Source organism: Methanofastidiosum sp. (genome assembly GCA_020854815.1).
GTDB lineage: Archaea > Methanobacteriota_B > Thermococci > Methanofastidiosales > Methanofastidiosaceae > Methanofastidiosum.
In genome coordinates this window covers 19130-35765 of sequence record JAHKLW010000078.1, presented here as the reverse complement: position 1 = coordinate 35765, position 16636 = coordinate 19130, and the positions used below count along the sequence as shown (strand labels likewise).

The 16636-nt window shown below is 35.2% G+C and carries 12 protein-coding genes; 3 read left to right on the top strand and 9 right to left on the bottom strand.

Annotated features, from left to right (window positions below):
* Positions 1 to 201: 201 nt before the first annotated feature.
* Positions 202 to 753: a ribosomal protein L13e gene (locus KO464_09570; GenBank protein ID MCC7573613.1), complete on the top strand. Its 552-nt coding sequence runs from the start codon at positions 202 to 204 to the stop codon at positions 751 to 753.
* 60 nt (positions 754 to 813) lie between these two features.
* Here KO464_09570 and KO464_09565 read toward each other — a convergent pair whose 3' ends face one another.
* The 6 genes from KO464_09565 to mcrB form a co-directional block, all read right to left on the bottom strand.
* Positions 814 to 1122 (bottom strand): transcription factor S, encoded by a 309-nt coding sequence (locus KO464_09565; protein MCC7573612.1) that lies wholly within the window; start codon positions 1120 to 1122, stop codon positions 814 to 816.
* Positions 1123 to 1172: 50 nt separating this feature from the next.
* Positions 1173 to 2324: an MFS transporter gene (locus KO464_09560; protein MCC7573611.1), complete on the bottom strand. Its 1152-nt coding sequence runs from the start codon at positions 2322 to 2324 to the stop codon at positions 1173 to 1175.
* 191 nt (positions 2325 to 2515) lie between these two features.
* Positions 2516 to 4177, bottom strand: a complete 1662-nt coding sequence (mcrA, locus tag KO464_09555; protein MCC7573610.1) for a coenzyme-B sulfoethylthiotransferase subunit alpha — start codon at positions 4175 to 4177, stop codon at positions 2516 to 2518.
* 13 nt (positions 4178 to 4190) lie between these two features.
* Complete coding sequence (gene mcrG, locus KO464_09550) at positions 4191 to 4964, bottom strand: coenzyme-B sulfoethylthiotransferase subunit gamma (GenBank protein ID MCC7573609.1); 774 nt, start codon at positions 4962 to 4964, stop codon at positions 4191 to 4193.
* Positions 4965 to 4975: 11 nt separating this feature from the next.
* A complete protein-coding gene (locus KO464_09545; GenBank protein MCC7573608.1) occupies positions 4976 to 5293 on the bottom strand; it encodes a hypothetical protein in 318 nt (105 codons plus the stop codon).
* Positions 5294 to 5304: 11 nt separating this feature from the next.
* Positions 5305 to 6633 (bottom strand): coenzyme-B sulfoethylthiotransferase subunit beta, encoded by a 1329-nt coding sequence (gene mcrB / locus KO464_09540; protein MCC7573607.1) that lies wholly within the window; start codon positions 6631 to 6633, stop codon positions 5305 to 5307.
* Between the two features lie 406 nt (positions 6634 to 7039).
* Here mcrB and atwA point away from each other — a divergent pair, with 406 nt between their 5' ends.
* A complete protein-coding gene (gene atwA, locus KO464_09535) occupies positions 7040 to 8650 on the top strand; it encodes a methyl coenzyme M reductase system, component A2 (protein ID MCC7573606.1) in 1611 nt (536 codons plus the stop codon).
* 167 nt (positions 8651 to 8817) lie between these two features.
* Here the strand turns inward: atwA and KO464_09530 are convergent, their stop codons facing one another.
* Both KO464_09530 and KO464_09525 read right to left on the bottom strand, forming a co-directional pair.
* Positions 8818 to 9816, bottom strand: coding sequence for an N-6 DNA methylase (locus tag KO464_09530; GenBank protein MCC7573605.1), 999 nt, complete (start codon positions 9814 to 9816; stop codon positions 8818 to 8820).
* Positions 9816 to 10565, bottom strand: a complete 750-nt coding sequence (locus tag KO464_09525; GenBank protein MCC7573604.1) for a hypothetical protein — start codon at positions 10563 to 10565, stop codon at positions 9816 to 9818. The genes KO464_09530 and KO464_09525 overlap by 1 nt, the downstream gene beginning before the upstream one ends.
* A 116-nt stretch (positions 10566 to 10681) precedes the next feature.
* Between KO464_09525 and KO464_09520 the strand changes: the two genes are divergently transcribed.
* On the top strand, positions 10682 to 11641 hold the full coding sequence (locus tag KO464_09520; protein ID MCC7573603.1) for a DDE-type integrase/transposase/recombinase: 960 nt from the start codon (positions 10682 to 10684) through the stop codon (positions 11639 to 11641).
* 32 nt (positions 11642 to 11673) lie between these two features.
* On the opposite strand, the gene KO464_09515 is transcribed toward KO464_09520, so the two are convergent.
* A complete protein-coding gene (locus KO464_09515) occupies positions 11674 to 16617 on the bottom strand; it encodes a DUF11 domain-containing protein (protein ID MCC7573602.1) in 4944 nt (1647 codons plus the stop codon).
* Positions 16618 to 16636 lie beyond the last annotated feature (19 nt).

Here is a 16636-nt window from a genome sequence, read left to right as displayed (position 1 = left end):
ATGAGCCTCGACTGGGACAATCTCAAAACACCAGAGCAAGCTTTCTGGCGAAAGCTCGAGCCAGTGTTACTTGGAAACTTCATGGAACTTTTAGAAAAGGAGGTAGAAAACTATGAAGCGAAATAATTACCAGATAACACAATCTTCGTATCACAGAAACTCTTTTAAGATATTTATAAATAATTTTGTAAAGGTGATTTTATGAATCCAAAGGTAATGACTCATAGTAAGAATATTACAAAAGAAAAAAACAGCAGAGGATTCTCTTTAGGAGAGTTAAGAGAAGCCAATGTTTCAGTTAATCGTGCAAATTCTCTTGGCATAATTTTAGACTTTAGAAGAGGCACTGTTCGCGAGGGTAATGTAAATCTCTTAAAAGACTTAGTGAATAAAAATATAGAAACTAAGAAACAGAGGAAAGTCGATGCCCAAAAGCAGGCTAAAGAAGTTAAAGAAAATGTAAAACCTGAAAAAGTAAAAAAGAAACTATCTCTAAAAAAAGTTTCCAGCAAAAAAGAAGAATCCAAAGCAAAAGAAGTAAAAACTGAAAAATCAAAAAAAGAATCTACAAAGAAAAAGACCACAGAAGTAAAGACTGAAGCTAAAGAATTAGAAACAAAGAAGCCAGCGGCAAAAAAGAGTGCTCCTAAGAAAAAGACCACAGAAGTAAAGACTGAAGCTAAAGAATTAGAAACAAAGAAGCCAGCGGCAAAAAAGAGTGCTCCTAAGAAAGAAAAGGCCAAGAAAGAATAAACAATATTCTATAAAAAGGATAATCATAGAGGCTCATTACTTAGATCCTCTATATTTTTTTTAATCGTATTCTCTCCAAGTATAATTGCACTTTGTGCACCTATAAAATTTTGTTGCTGGTTCATCTCCACTTCTTGTCTGGAGCATCCACCAGTAAGCTTCTCTGTTATGGCATTTCTTACATTCTTCTTTAATCTTGGGCATTGCTAAGTTACCTTCTTCAATTATAACAACTTCATCTTCAGACAATTTATTTTCAGAATGTTCAAATCTATTATTTTCATCTATTTCTTGCTGATGGCCACATTTACAAGTGTACTTGCCTTCTTTAACACGCAAAAGAGTACCGCATTTGGGACAAAATTCCATTATCTATTCACCAAAATGAAGGAATAAATGTGGTTTATAAAATTATCTAATTAGCATTTCTTTTGTTCTTTTACAAGATTAATTAAAAAGAAAGAAATCAAAGATAAAGATAGCGAAAAATAAAGAGGATAGTTCATACCTAATGTCTTCCATAATATGCCTGCAATAAAAGAAGCGGGAAAAGCCATTAGGCCAGTAATAAATTGAAAAGATCCTAAAGAAGTTGCCCTATAATCACTAGGACAAATTTCTGAAGCTAATGTTTTTTGAGATACTTCAATGGCTGCTTTGTAAAGGCCGTAAATGCAAAAAATAACTATTACTCCCATAAAAGTTCTTGTAAAAATAAGACTGCCACAAACAAAAGCAAAAGACAAATATGAAATTCTTAATATCGTTTTTCTTCCAATCTTATCTGCCATTTTTCCAAAGGGATAAGAAAAAATTGTACTTGATATTGTAAAAATCAAATAGAATATTGGAACTGTGTATATTGAAAATCCAATATCTTTGACATATAGTAAAAAGAATGAGTAGCTAAAAGCTCCTAATGCAAATAATCCATTTACAAATACGAACAATCGAAAGTTATTGTCAAATAAATTTAATGAAAAGTTTCTTTTCTGAATGTCAAATTTTTTCTCTTTTATGAAAATATATATTATCAGAACTGAGAAAAATGAAGGTATAGATGCCAATAGAATAAGATTTCTAAATCCAAGATATTTAAAGAATAATATGGATAAAGTAATTCCGGCAATTGCGCCTAAGTTGTCCATTGCTCTGAGAAATCCAAAGTTTGCTCCTCTATTCTCTTTTGAGGACAGCTCTGCGATCATTGCGTCTCGTGGTGCACCTCTGATTTTACCAGCTCTATCTAACGCTTTAAAAGGAATGAGATAAAACCAAATTGGCGAAATGGCGTATCCTAATCTAGCCACTCCTGATGAGAAATAGCCAGTCCAGATAAATATTTTTCTTTTCCTGAATTTGTCAGATAGGTATCCTGAAAATGCGCTAGAAATTGAAACTAAAGCATCACCTATACCATCTATAAGTCCTAAGACAATTACATCTGCGCCTAAGAAAACAGTTACAAACAAAGGCCATATTGGATAAATCATATCAGAGCCCAAATCGTTTAAGAAAGAAGCTAATGAAAATACATGCAGCTCTTTTTTATTTTCTTTTTCATTTTTCATTGGTTCTCCTCTACGGCCTCTTTGTAAATTTCAACAATCTTCATTTTAAGTTCTTATAACTCTTTCTTCAAGAAGAAAATCTCATCTATTGTCAAAAGATATCTTAAGAATAGACAGAAAAAATTGTATGTGATGCCAATGCTCATGGAAATTAAATTAAAAAATAAGAAAAGAAAAAATAAATTTTTAATTTATGGTATAATAAGGTCTCTTTCTCCAGCGGGGACGAATTCCCTCATGGCACCCTTTCCGAACTCCTTTGTAATGTTTGCGAAGTCAAAAGGCAGTGACCTGTCAGCGAATGCGACCTTTATGTGTGGTGAAAGTGCCCAGGCATCTCCTCTTGCGGAGTGTGCTGCTGCAACAATACCGGTGTATGCACTCTGGTGACCTACGTTCATTGCGTAGCTTGGGTAGTTACCTCCCCTAAGCTCAGCTGCTAAACCTTCGTCAGATCTGTATGAGAAGGTGTTTGAAGCACCAATCTGATCCTGAAGGTCGTATCCGTAGAATCCGAATCTTCCCATCTGTTCCTTGTGTATGTTACATGCAAGGTACCATGCTGAAAGACCAGCTTGAGCATTACCTGTTGCCATGGATACACTGCACCCGGCTGCTGCAGAGATACATGTAGCCCTCTGAGAGCCACCAAAGTGTGTTTCCATAACTGCTGGGTAAAGTTCATACTGCTCTAGACAGTACATAGCAACATCTGTTCCGATATCGTTTATGAGATTTACACTTGGTTTCTGTTTTGCAAGGTCTCCGTACTTGTCCTTTACGTGTTCCATTCCCCAGTACACAAAGTCTTCAAGGATGTTATCGGTGTATGCTGCTGTTGCATACTGTGTGAATCCGACACCACCGGACATGTATGATCCAAGGTATATCTGGTCGTAAATTAAAGCTGCAAGTGCGATTGCTTCAAGAGCATGTCTTGCTGGGTCATCTGGGTATTTTGCCATGGACTGTGCACAGTCTGATACTATTCCATACATAAGCCCACCGGGCTCGTTTGGACCTCTTGCTCTTCTAGCTGGCATCATGTCAGACATCTGTATGACTGAACCGTGCTTTGCAGCGTATGCGAAATCTCCAGTTGCGGCTTCTCCGGCACATAAGTTGTATGCACCAATGAAGGCCATACCGATCTGCATTGCGCTCCATCTGGAAACTGTTCCTCCATCACAGACTCTTCCAACAACTGTTGGAATTCTAACTACCTGCCAGATTGATTTTCCAATAGACTTCTTAAGCTGGTCTGCTTGGGCTTCAGGGAATTCTTTGTTAATGTCTATGACAAATCTTGAGTCAATTTCATCGATTAACTCATCATTTCCAGAGTATACTTTAACGTAAGAGTCCTTTACTAATCTTGGGTCAGTTTCAACCATGTGTTCCTGAATGACGGCTGCACCAGGCATAGCGTGGTTTACTACTTCAAGATAGTGGTTAATTGTTTCTGGAGTAACCTCTTTTCCAAGCCTCTTTTCGAGAATGTTGTGTGGTGAGTCAAGACCTACCAAGATTGTTCTCCTCATATCGTCCCATGCCTGTTGCATAGCGGCATTGTTTACGAAGTGAAGGTCATCCATGTTAGCTATAGTGTCTGTGTGTGAAAGCTGGTAAGGCATTAATACTCTCTGACCTTGTGGCATACCTACTGATGGGTTGTATCCAGGTATTCCTCTTTCTTTAGCAATTTGCTGACCTGAGTCAAAGAACTCGACTTTTCTCTTGTTCTGCTTGTATCCACCATATACATAGTATTTTGTATTTTTCTTGTCAGGAGCTTCCTCGAATTTCTTTTTCATTGCTTGCATAAAGTTATGTTTTTCATCTTTATATACCATTCATATCCCCTCCTTAAAACTTGGCCTCCTTAAATGGCTCGAATCCACCGAAGGATCTCTCCCAGTGAACATTCTGTACCATCTGAAGAACTTCTTCATCTTGCTTTATTGTAACACCATCTGCTCTGTAGATTGTTGTTCTTTTCTTAAGTTCATCTTCAGATAGTGGCTTACCAACAGATATAGGGGCTGGTATTTGTTCTCCAACCATGTCCTTTACGTACTTTACTTCTCCTGCACTCTTGTCAAAAACATATCTCTGCATAGCATCAAACATGATTCCATTTTCATCAAGTCTTAGAGCATGTCCGTGGACTGTTCTTCCTCTAATTCCTGTTCTAGCGGCATCAAATGTTTCAGATTCAATAAGCTCTTTAGCAATTGCTTCAACGTCTCTTTCTCTTGCTTCTACTACGTGTCTTCCAGAAAGTGTTCCACTGTCCATACCTCTGTACCTGTATGAGTACATCCAAGATCTCTGGTAAGGAGATATTGGGGCAAAGTAAACGGAGTCAGTAAACTGAACATATCTAATTCTGTCTCCTGCTTTTGCACCGGGTGTTGGTTCTACGAGTTCTCTTATAGGGCATTCTGGTTCTCCCATTTCCTCTAATGGTGGGTGAACGCTCTTGTAGTCCTCTCCAGGCTGTCTGTGGCCAAGAACTCTAACAACATCCTCATCGGATACTGATCTTATCTTTTGGAGTTTGTATTCAGGATCCATATATTTTTTTCTGTTTTTTGATGGATCTGATGTTCCAGGGTGAAATTGTGCTTTATATCCCATAATTATTCCTCCTAATTTAGACCCTTTATATAGTCAGATACTCCTTTTTTATATTTTGTATATCTGCCTATTTCAATGTTGTATCCAAAAGGCAGAAATTCATCACAAACATCTTTTATAATTTTCTGGACATCTTCATTGTTGTCCTCTACTTCAATCCATATCCATCCAACCATATAATTCTCATTTTCATTTGAATTTATGGAAGGTCCATGAACTGAAACATTTGTGACAAAGTCAAACCTAGTGAGTTCATCGGTGATCTTATCGGCAGTTTCTTTTGAAATCAATTTAAATGGGAATATCTGTATCTCGGGCCTAATTTTCAATATTACTCCTCCTAGATACCTCCTTTAATCTTGACAGCAGCTTCGTTTACATATTTCATTGGTTCTGCAAACTCAGGTACTGTGGAGAATACTTCTTTGATTAATCCGGATGTTGCTTCTGGTGAAAACATCTGTGTTCCTGCATCTAATGCCATTGCGGCAGCGATACATGGAATTACGAAACCTTTTGAGTGTCTTGTAACGATGTGGTTTCCATTGAATATACCAGGCCCTCCTCCACCATAAATAGAGTGTGAGAAGAAGGACATACCTACAGTTGTACCTTGAGCTCTTCCGAAGTCTACACCGGGTAGACCTGTTTCGTGCTCAACTAGGTCATTGAAGTATAAAACTGTTGAAGGTATTCCCTGTCCTGCTCTCATTGCACCACAGTTTACCATAACTGATGCAAGCATGCCTGATGCGGCGTATGCATTCCATAATGGTATATCTTTAGCCTTGTATACCTTGTAACCAGAGGGCAATGTTTTTTCTACTGTTATAACTTTATCTTCAATTGCTTTTCCAACTAAGGACTCAACAACTGATCCTATTGTTCCTTTCTTTCCATTTTCTTTAACTAGTTCATATGTAATATTGTTTGCGTTCATTCCTTGGTATGCAAGCCCTAAAAGATGTAGTCTCTCGAATGGGCCTACTGCATCACCCATTTCAAACATTGCAGTCTGCTCAAGAATTGAAGATAGTGCAGCTGAGTTCATTGCATTTTTCTTTGTTGTGGCAACGATGTGATTAACCATAATGTTTCTTAGAGAGTATCCAAGACCTTCGTTCTTCTGAGGAACTTCAAGCATAGCTTGAATTTTTGCCCCTTTGAGGTCAAGAGTTTGTGGGTAGGATCCCCATATTGCAGCCTTTATAATGTTTGCATCAAATATGCTAACATCGAACACATCAATAATTGCTTGTGTTACGGCTGATGCTGTTGCAGTCATACCAACTGTGTATTCACAAAACATTCTCTTTGTTGGTACTTGTACCAACATTCTTTCATTGTTTCCTAAAAGCGTTACTAAAGTATCGTCTTTTGCATCAACTTTAAGAATTTCTTCTACTCTTTTTTGGATCTCTGGGGCTTTCCCGACAACATCAAGCTTCATTTCTCTTCCCATTATGACTTGGCCTTTACCACCAAGTGCTCCTGTGGCGAGTGCTGACTGGGTGCCTTTAAGATCGACAGCAATTGTCCTGACAATTTTGGAAACTATGCCCTGTATGGCCTCATTTTTTAGAGGACTAAGAGCTTCCAATGGGACTCCACTCTCAACGAGTTTACCCCTGTCAGAATACAAATCTATTTTGTCGCTATATTTTGGCATATAGTATTCCTCCTTTTTTGATATCCAAAAACAGGATATCATGTCCAAGATTCTTAAAGTCCATTAAACGGACTTCAGAGATACCTCATACAAATAATATTTAAGTGTTTCTATTTAGTAAAGTAACGAATCTAATTGATTCGATATTAATATTTATTCAATTAAAAATAAAAATGGTAATAATCTTGATAGTTTCTATAATTTATATTGTTTTTTGATACCGTCTCATTAATATTTTTCTATTTTGTGCATTAATGTCTTTTAAGGAAGCAAAAGTAGTATTTTCAAAACTTGAAAATAAATATACTTATTTATAAGTTGATAATCAAGGAAATATTTATGAATTTATATTCGAATCCAAAAACTTAAATATAGTTAGATGATTTAACATCAACATAAACAATAAATGGGGATTAACTTGAGCGAATATCTATTAGAAGTTGAAAATTTATCAATTACATATGATGGTAAGAAGATCCTTGATAACGTATCCTTCAAAGTAAAAGAAGGAGAATCTCTAGGATTATTGGGAAAAAGTGGTAGCGGTAAATCTGTTCTCATCAACATATTGCGAGGTACCAGAGGATATAAACCCACAGAAGGTAAAGTATTCTACAATGTTTCTTATTGTCCTAAGTGTATGAAAATTGATTCCCCAAGTAAAAAAGACACTTTGTGTACCAAATGTAATGAAAAAATGATTTTAAAGAAAGTAGATTTCTGGGAAGATAAACCTTTTTTTAATCCAATAAGAAAAAGAACTGCAATTATGTTGCAGCGTACCTTTTCTCTTTACGGTGAAAAGACAGTAATGGAGAATATGCAGGATGCTTTCAGAGATACTGAAACACCAAGAAATATGGTAATACCTAAAATAATAGAACTGTTACAAAAAGTAAATATGGTCCAGAGAATGACACATATCGCAAGAGACTTATCTGGTGGAGAAAAGCAGAGGATTGTTCTTGCCAGACAACTTGCCATTAATCCAATGTTATTTCTAGCGGATGAACCAACTGGAACTTTGGATCCTTTAACTGCGAGCACAGTTCATAATGCATTACTAGATGCAGTTAAACAAGGTATGTCTTTAATTGTCACATCCCATTGGCCTGAGGCAATTGAATTATTGGCACAAAAAGCTGTATGGCTTGAAAACGGAAAAATAATCCAAGAGGGCGATTCCAAAGATGTTGTTAATGCATTCATGGCAAAACTATTGCCCGAAGAAAAAGTAAGGTTCCCAGGAATTGGTAGCAGTATAATCGAACTGTGGGATGTAAAAAAATACTATTACTCAATATCCCGTGGAGTTGTAAAGGCTGTTGATGGGGTTACTTTTTCAATTAACGAAAAAGAGATTTTTGGCCTAGTGGGAAAGAGTGGAACAGGTAAGACTACTGTTTCAAGAATGATTGCTGGTATAACCCCTTTTACTGAAGGTGAACTAAACATCAGAATTGGTGATGAATGGGTAGATATGAAAGAGCCTGGATTCTTGGGAAAAGGAAAAGCAATGCTTTACATGGGGATTCTTCATCAGGAATATGCTCTTTATCCTGATAAAAATGTACTTCAGAATCTTACTGACTCAATAGGAATTAAACTGCCAAAAGAATTAGGAAAAATGAAGGTTATTTCAGTTCTTGAAGGAGTTGGCTTTGAAGATCCAAAGGAATTGGAAGAAATATTAAATAAAATGCCTGATGCATTGTCAGTCGGAGAAAAGCACAGAGTTGCATTGGCCCAAGTATTAATCAAAGAACCAAGAATAGTAATCCTCGATGAACCTACCGGCACAATGGACCCTTTTACAAGGAAAATTGTAGCAAAGTCCATAAGAAAAGCAAGAGAAGTATTGGGTGAAACATTTTTAATAGTAACTCATGACTCAGATTTTATAGTTGATGTTTGTGATAGAGCCGGATTCATGAAAGATGGAAAAGTGGTATTCATAGGCGAACCTGAGGATATAAAAGAAAGAATGATCTCCGCTAAAGAATCTGAGAAAGAATAAATTATCTATTTTTATATCCTTTATTTTAATTGGATTTTCATTATTTAGATTTCAAAATACACGATTTTGAAAAGGATTTATTTAATTATTGAATAACAATAATATTATATTATTCTTAATATTATAATTATAAAAATTATTGGCTTTAATCAGTTACAATTAGTTAATTATCGTGTTAAGACATGGAGATATCGAGTAAGACTTTTGTGCACCCTAAAGCTATAGATGTTTTCGATGTGAAATCCTATTTCATCGAAAGGATATTCCTTATCGAGCCCAATTACACATCGTTTTTGGAATGATTCAAGTATTGAAAAGAAACAATCTCTGTACATCTTCTCCTTATCTTTATCTATTTTAGTTGAACGCCCATATGGTGCATCTGTAACTATGGTCTCAAAACCTCTCCCAAATGTTTCAAATATTTTCCTTGCGTCTCCCACTCTAATGTCAAAGTTTTTTATTCCATAATTCAAAAGATTCATTTTTGTTCCTAATGCACTTTTTTCCTCAATATCAAGACCATACGTATCAAGACCTATGAGTCCAGCTTCGATTAGGATTCCGCCAGTTCCCGTGAATGGATCTAATATTTCTCTTTGAGCCCCTGAAATGTTAATCATTGCTCTTGCAATACGGGGGTCTATTGAAGTGGGTGAAAAGAATGGTCTCAACTGTGGCTTTCTTATATTAAAATCTTTTTTGTTTCTCTCAAAGATTTTTTTGCCTATGTACAGTTTATTATTAGAAACTAAACCAACTATTTCGTCCACTGGATTTGTTAAATCTGCTTTGATTTTATCTTCAAAGAATTTTGATATGGACCTTGCAATAAGAAGCTCTAAATTACCATATTTCTTCTTCTCTATATTTTTAACTCTTACTTTAAAAGGTCTGTCAAAGTTGAGTTGAGAATTCCATTGAATATCTGATAGAATTCTATCAATTTTTTCATCAATTACAAAATCAGAGAGGATATCTAATACAAAATGGGTCAATCCTAGTCTGAAAAGAAAATCCGTATTGGATATATTAGCGTCCAAAATTAACAATTGCCCCTCACTATATGCTATTTCATATTTTATCTCATAAGAATTTAGCAGAGAAATAACTTCTTCTTTAGAGAATAGAGTACTTCCCCCCGACAAGAAAAATAAAAGTTTCATCATATCTCCATTGGAGCAAGGTATAGGGTAAACCGACCTTCATCAATTAGTGGATATTCGAGTTTCAGTGGGAGTTTAGTTCCCCCGACAGATATTTTAAGAGAATCTGAAATTGAAAATGCATTTAAGAAGCTCAAAATATAGTTAAGATTATACTTCGAACGTTGGATAGATTTGGCTTCAAATTTTTTTATGGATTTTGATTCTGAAGATATTTCTGCCAGCGCTTTTGAAGTGTAATCTTCAGATAAGATAGAAATATTATTTTTATGGACTGAAAAAAGAATTGTCCCACCTATAACAGCCATGTCTTTTATTATATCCCTAAAGACTTTGCTATCTATTTCAATGAAAGTAGAATATTTTGGATTTAAAAGAGGGATATTAAAATTTGTAGTGGAAAGTAAAGTAAATTCAAATTTTCTTTTAAAATCGCTTTTCATCGTTAGTTCAATCTTGCCTGCTTTTGAATTAATATCAATTATCATTGATTCTCCAGTATGCGCCCTTCTACATATCCTAGCAAAAGAATCTATATTAATCCCTACTGATTCTTCCACATCCATTTCAAATTTATCGAAAGTATTGGAAGGTATAAAAAATTCAACTTTTGAGATGAGGGAAGGATCTGTCCCTTCAATGAAAATCCCTTTCTTGTTTATTGTAAACAAACATTCACCTGTCAGTTCGGATATTGACTCAATTACAGGTTTAATATTTGTAATATTCTGAGATACAAAGCGGGACATTAAAGCACGAATAAGTTTACAAAAATAGTTATAAAAGATTTTCGTATAATTTAATCGAATGTGTAATCTGCTAAAAATTTCGCCTAGCTTTAAATCATGATTTTTCTAATATAAACATGAAGCTAGACGATGAGAAGGCAAAAACGATAGTGATGCGGGTAGTGGATTACAAACTACCCACAAAGCTAGTTGCAAAACAATTTGGCGTAAGTCAGCGCCGAGTGCAGCAGATAGTAAAGGAATACGAGCGTACAAACGACATGCCAAAGATAAATAGATCTGGCAGATATCCATATGGAGTTTATCCTGCCAATCTTAGAAGGGAAATACAAAATGTATGGGAAGTGACAAGGTCAGGCGCACCAGCAATTGCCAAATACATTCGTAAAAAGAGGGGCACGCCAATAGACAACATGCTTGTAAATAGAATGCTTAGGGAGATGGGAATATCGGTAGAAAATCCAAATAAGAGGGTAAGAAAAAAGGATTGGATTAGGTTTGAGAGAACGTATCCTCTTAGTACAGTGCATATGGACTGGTCAACAGGAGTAAACGGGACCTCAGTATGCGTTGTTTTAGATGACGCAAGCCGGAAAATACTCTCAGGAGGAGAATTTAAGCGCCAGAGCGCTGAAATTGCCATATCACTTCTCAAAGAGGCTTTCCATAAATACGAGCATGTAATGAAATTTCATGAAGTAATAACGGATAGAGGCTCTGAATTTTATGCCAATAGGCGGGACAAGTGTGGAAATGCTTCCCACAGCTTTGAGGAATTCTGTAAATCCTATGACATCAAGCATATACTCTGCAGACGAGCCCACCCACAGACAAACGGCAAGGTAGAGAAATGGTTTCACCTGTACAAGCGACATCGAAGCGGATTTGAATCATTTGAAATGTTCGTGCATTGGTATAACGAGATAAGACCGCACATGAGTTTAGACTGGGACAATCTTGAAACACCAGAGAAAGCTTTCTGGCGAAAGCTTGAGCCAGTAGTACTGGGCAACTTTATGGAATTGGTAGATAAGGAGGAAGAAAAATCATCATTTGATAACAGGCGAAATTTTTAGCAGATTACACACTATAATTTAATCGAATAAGGTCATCTTTGATTCTTTTTCTTACCTTTTATTACTTCTTTTGGTTCTGGTATTGATGTAGAATTTTTAGAATAGAACCTGTCTGTAGTTTCCTTTTTCCCTTTAATAATCTCTTTTATATCTGGTGTTGTGGTGTATGTATCATTATTACTCGAGGGTCTTTTTTCTAGTAATTCCCTTATTGAAGAAGGTATTTCTGGCGAAGTGTTGTTGTGTTTAAAGTTATTTGTCCAAGAACTAGTCTTCTTAATTGGCCCATTGCCCCCTTCTTTGAATGGATTTTCAGGTTCACCATTGTTCTTATTTTGTTTGAATTCTTTGTATGCTCTTTCTACAGACGGCGGAAGTTCTAAATTAACATTCTTGGGTACAACCCTCCCCTTTACCTCTTTCAATTGTTCTTCTTCAAAATCAATATGTTTCTTAGATTCAATCTCATTAATTTCATTTAATATTTTTGTCTGAAATTCATCAAGTTCTTTTCTATCCATTAGCTCTATATGGGAAGACTCCTCCAAAATTTCTCTTTGCTCTTCTCTTGCAATCTTCTCTTGTCTTATTTCTATCTCTTCTAGAGTCTTTGAAATATCAGACCTCATAGATTCTATTTCTAATGGATCAAGAGCTTCTATTTTTTCCTTATCTTGTAATGTTGATTTAAGCTCCTCAAGTTCTTTTCTTATTTCCTCAGGAGGTCTAAATTCCACTCTCGGCGATCTTGCCTCTATTGTCTCCTCTGTTATCGGATTATTTGATGAAGAGAATTTTGCTTCTAATCTCCCATTATTATTTTTAAATTTCTCTTTTAATGTAGGTGGATCTTCCTCTAAAATACTTACTGATTCTAATTCTTTTCTTAGTTGTTCCTTTTTATCTTTATTTTCTTGGGATTTATATAAATGAGACAGCGTAAACGACTTTGTATCTTGAGGTATTCCCTCACTTTTCTTTGAAAATAATGAAAATTTACTCTTTTGTTTTTGTTTTATCGCAGGAGGTGCGACTCTTTTACCAAGTAATTCTTGACCAGTTTGATCTTTTGTTATATTATTTTTATCTTCTTCACGTGTTACAAATTCTTTAAATTTATTTTCAACTTCAAGACTTGGAGATACTGGTGTGGGTGCTTTTTCTCTATTTGGTAATTTTTCTTTTTTAGAAAATAGCCCAAAAATTTTCTTCTCTTTTTTTGACTCTTTGGTTAATGATTTGGCCTGAGTTTCGAATCCAGCTACAGGTGACTTTTGGTCAGGTTTGACTGCATTTTCTTTTTGTTTTGATAATAAGTTGAATCCTTTTCTAGATTTAGTTTTTACTTTTTTGTCAGTCTGTGGCTCAAGTGGCGGTTTACCGTTTTTTGATGCGAGAGATTTAGTCGATGGCCCCTTTGATCTCATTGATTTATAAACTGCGTACCCCACTACTGACAAAAGTAATACAATGATTGCAATTAAAATAAAAGGTGCATATGGTGATGACTTAATATCTTGTATTGTTTGAGTTACTGATTGAGGAACATTGGGTAGACTAGTTTGAGGTGCCGCTTTAGCTTTGACACTTATAGTTGTTCTTTCAATGTCAAAAGATTTTAATTCCTCAAAAACATTTTTCCAGTAAAATTTCGAATCTTCTAAGATAAATGCTCCAGATTTTGTAGCTTTTACCTGTAATTCTCTTGATACTTCAACTCCTGCTTTAATTTCTCCAATTATTATTTCCTTATCTCCCGAAATTATTTCAAATCCTTGAGGTAGAGCTTCAAATATTTTTACTTCATAAATATCGTCCTTTCCCCAGTTTTTAATTGTATAAGTTATCTTTATTGTTTCATCTTCTTGAATTTCATTGATAGAGATAACTCTAGAGATTGAAGGGCCCCAAACTGTGACTAGGGTTGGAGACAATGATTTTGTTCCCTTGACTCCCCACTCATCTTCATATGTCGATAAAGTTTGGCCAATTTGATATTCTCCTCCCTGGGAAGGCACTAAAGTATATCTTAAAGTTACCCTCTCCTCAGGTTTTAATTGGCCACCCCAATAGTTAATACCTGTTGTTACTTGAAAATTTGAAGGGATTCTATCTTCAATCCTAACATTTTTAGCATCTCCGTCGCCTGAGTTAGCGATTATTGTTACTACAGGTATAATATGCCCAATTCTAATTACGTCTGATTTGTAATCAGATTCTTGTCTTATCAGATTTATATTTGGAGTTCTTCCGCCAATAGTAATATTTGTGGATACTTCAGATTTGGCTTTCTTGCCAGCTATATCTTCAAATTCTGAAGAAGTATTAATTGTGAATATCTTATCTTTGTTTTCTTGAAGCACTCTAACTGTGAATTTAGTTGTCTTTGAATCGCCCTGTTTTAGATCATCTAGAAATCCCCCTAATTGACCGTCAATGAGCTCTATATCTCCAGAAATAGCATTGATATAACTTATTTTTTTTGCAAGTCCATCCCCTGTATTTGTTAAAGTTAAGACAATGTCAACATATTTGTAATCCGCAAAAGAATAATCTTCATTAAAATACTGAATATTGGATATTGTTATTTTGGGCTCGCCATTAACTCTTACCGAGGTACCAGATGCTATATGTTCAAAGCTGTGGCCCTCAAGATCGTAATACAATAATTTTGTGTCGCCTATTTTATATTCTCCCGGATAAGATGCAGTTATAATATACTTAAACATTCTTTCTTGTTCCGGTTTTAATTCAGCGATAGTATATTCTATTCTTTTTGTTTTTGGATCGTCAATCAGTCTGAATCCTTCGGGAACAAAATCAAGAACCTGCACATCTCTTGCAATCTTATTTCCAGTATTTCTTACAACTAAAACTACAATAACGGAATCTCCTCTGGATATTGTAACTCTATCCAATTTCTTGAGTATCTCAAGTCTTGGAAATTCCTTGCTAACTGAAACTGGTTCAATTTTTGAAGTAGTTTTGTATTTTTTTCCGGCTTCATCTTCAAAAAGTAGTTCAGTTTTGAAATCGAATTCTCCCATTTCAAGAGCTTTTACTTTATAGATTAAAGTGAATGTTTCATTTTTTGCCATCTTATCGATGTTCATTGTTGCGCTACCATCGATTAATTCAAATCCATCAGGAATATAATCAATTAATTTTATTTTTGTAGCCGGTATATCTCCAGTGTTCTTTATTCTGATTTCAACATCAGTTGTTTCTCCGACAAAAAGTTTTTCTTTAACAATATTTCTTGTAATCTGAAATTCTGGTTGTTTTGGAACTATAGTTATCAAAGTTTTATCGCTTTTTGAATAATCTTGTATTACTTCCTGTTCTTTTTCATTAAAATAAGCCATTTGATAGGACAAATCAATCTGGATAGGTGATACTTTCAAGTAATCAGTTTGAGGAGCTTTAAATTTAAACACTATCAGTCTTTTTTCCCCAGGTTCCATTGATTTTATTTCAAGACATGCTTCTTTATCAGAACCACAATAACAGTTATTTCCACTCAGAAAAATAAAATCTTTTGCTGTTACATGGATTTTAACATTTTTTGCAGGTATGTCTCCAGTATTCTCAATCTCAGTTACATACCAGAAGTTAGTATCTGACTGTGGTTTCTCAATTTCATTTTCTGTTTCAAAATCAAAATCTTCTGGTTTCATTATGGAATGTATTATTGGTGCCCAAATTACCGAGTTCCCATTCATCTCATAAATAACAAGTTGCCTAATATTCTTACACGTGGTATCTTTCCCTATAGTAACAATGTCTCCTTTATATAGATGCCCCGGTTGAACGAATGAGCCGTTCACTTCTTTAAAATTAAATACATATTGAATGTTTCCATTTATTGCAGAAACATTGAAATTATAATTATTGTCATCAAACTCAACAGACCCTGAACTTGCGTTGATATCAGTATCTCCTAAAAGTACTGTTTTAATGCCTTCCTTGCTTCCCCTCAAAAAAGTTCTATCTTTGTCATCTATCTCTCCCCTATAAAGATTGGTCAAATTAATAGACAATTCAGGCTCCTTTCTCCTAGTCACAGTGATATTAAGTTTGTATCTTCCAAAATAATTAGCGTTTTCATGATCATTAATTTCATTTACCTTAATTTTAATAATTTCATCAATGAATAATGTATCTCCAGGCACGACAACCTGTTGTATTACCATTGTTCCCTTTCTATATACCTCCAAGATACCCCTTTCCGGCGGCATTATTGGGTGTCTTCTTTGAAGGTCTTTAAGTAGTATAGTGTAATCTCCTACAACTGTGAGATCTCCAATTTCTATCCACCCCATGAATACCGCGTCAGGATCGTAATAAGGCCCAGGTAAAAGAACAAAGTCTTGGATGATTAGTCCCAAAGGATGAGGTACGTTTATAGTCATTTTTTTTGGAAGCCACCCTATTCCTGAGGCTTCAATATCATATATGCCACCAAGATTAGAAAGAGTATAATTACCGTCCGCAGATGTTAAAGAACTTGCTAATACATTCTCTGTACCAGGATAATAAGCTTTTACAGTTGCACCTTCGATAGGAGTTATTCCATCTGGCTCATATACATGCCCTATTACAATCCCATTTGTATCCTGAAGTGTTAAATTAAAATCTGGAGAACATGACGAAATACAGGTATCTGCTAATGTAGAATTTGATAAATAACCTGGTGCATAAGCTCTTATTGCATATTTACCATATTCTAATGGATATATATAATAAGTACCGTTGACATCAGTTGTTGCCATTCCTTTTATCGTTGGACAAGCATTGGTATCGTTTGCCTTATAAGCGTCAACTATAACACCACTGATTCCTTGTGGTGTTGCGTTGGTATCGGTTACTCTCCCAGATATTACACCTTGTGCCAAGACAGGGGTTGCAACAACGCTGATAATGAATATCGATAATAAAAATACATTTAGCAAATATGAATAATTGGAATTTTTCATTGTTCCACCAAGTTATGAA

Bases quoted from the DNA above. Each gene is read 5' to 3' on its own strand.
- KO464_09515 (MCC7573602.1), bottom strand. From the start codon at position 16,617: ATGAAAAATTCCAATTATTCATATTTGCTAAATGTATTTTTATTATCG.
- mcrG (MCC7573609.1), bottom strand. From the start codon at position 4,964: ATGGGATATAAAGCACAATTTCACCCTGGAACATCAGATCCATCAAAA.
- KO464_09565 (MCC7573612.1), bottom strand. From the start codon at position 1,122: ATGGAATTTTGTCCCAAATGCGGTACTCTTTTGCGTGTTAAAGAAGGC.
- KO464_09525 (MCC7573604.1), bottom strand. From the start codon at position 10,565: ATGTCCCGCTTTGTATCTCAGAATATTACAAATATTAAACCTGTAATT.
- KO464_09570 (MCC7573613.1), top strand. From the start codon at position 202: ATGAATCCAAAGGTAATGACTCATAGTAAGAATATTACAAAAGAAAAA.
- mcrA (MCC7573610.1), bottom strand. From the start codon at position 4,177: ATGGTATATAAAGATGAAAAACATAACTTTATGCAAGCAATGAAAAAG.
- KO464_09530 (MCC7573605.1), bottom strand. From the start codon at position 9,816: ATGAAACTTTTATTTTTCTTGTCGGGGGGAAGTACTCTATTCTCTAAA.
- KO464_09560 (MCC7573611.1), bottom strand. From the start codon at position 2,324: ATGAAAAATGAAAAAGAAAATAAAAAAGAGCTGCATGTATTTTCATTA.
- atwA (MCC7573606.1), top strand. From the start codon at position 7,040: ATGGGGATTAACTTGAGCGAATATCTATTAGAAGTTGAAAATTTATCA.
- KO464_09520 (MCC7573603.1), top strand. From the start codon at position 10,682: ATGAAGCTAGACGATGAGAAGGCAAAAACGATAGTGATGCGGGTAGTG.
- mcrB (MCC7573607.1), bottom strand. From the start codon at position 6,633: ATGCCAAAATATAGCGACAAAATAGATTTGTATTCTGACAGGGGTAAA.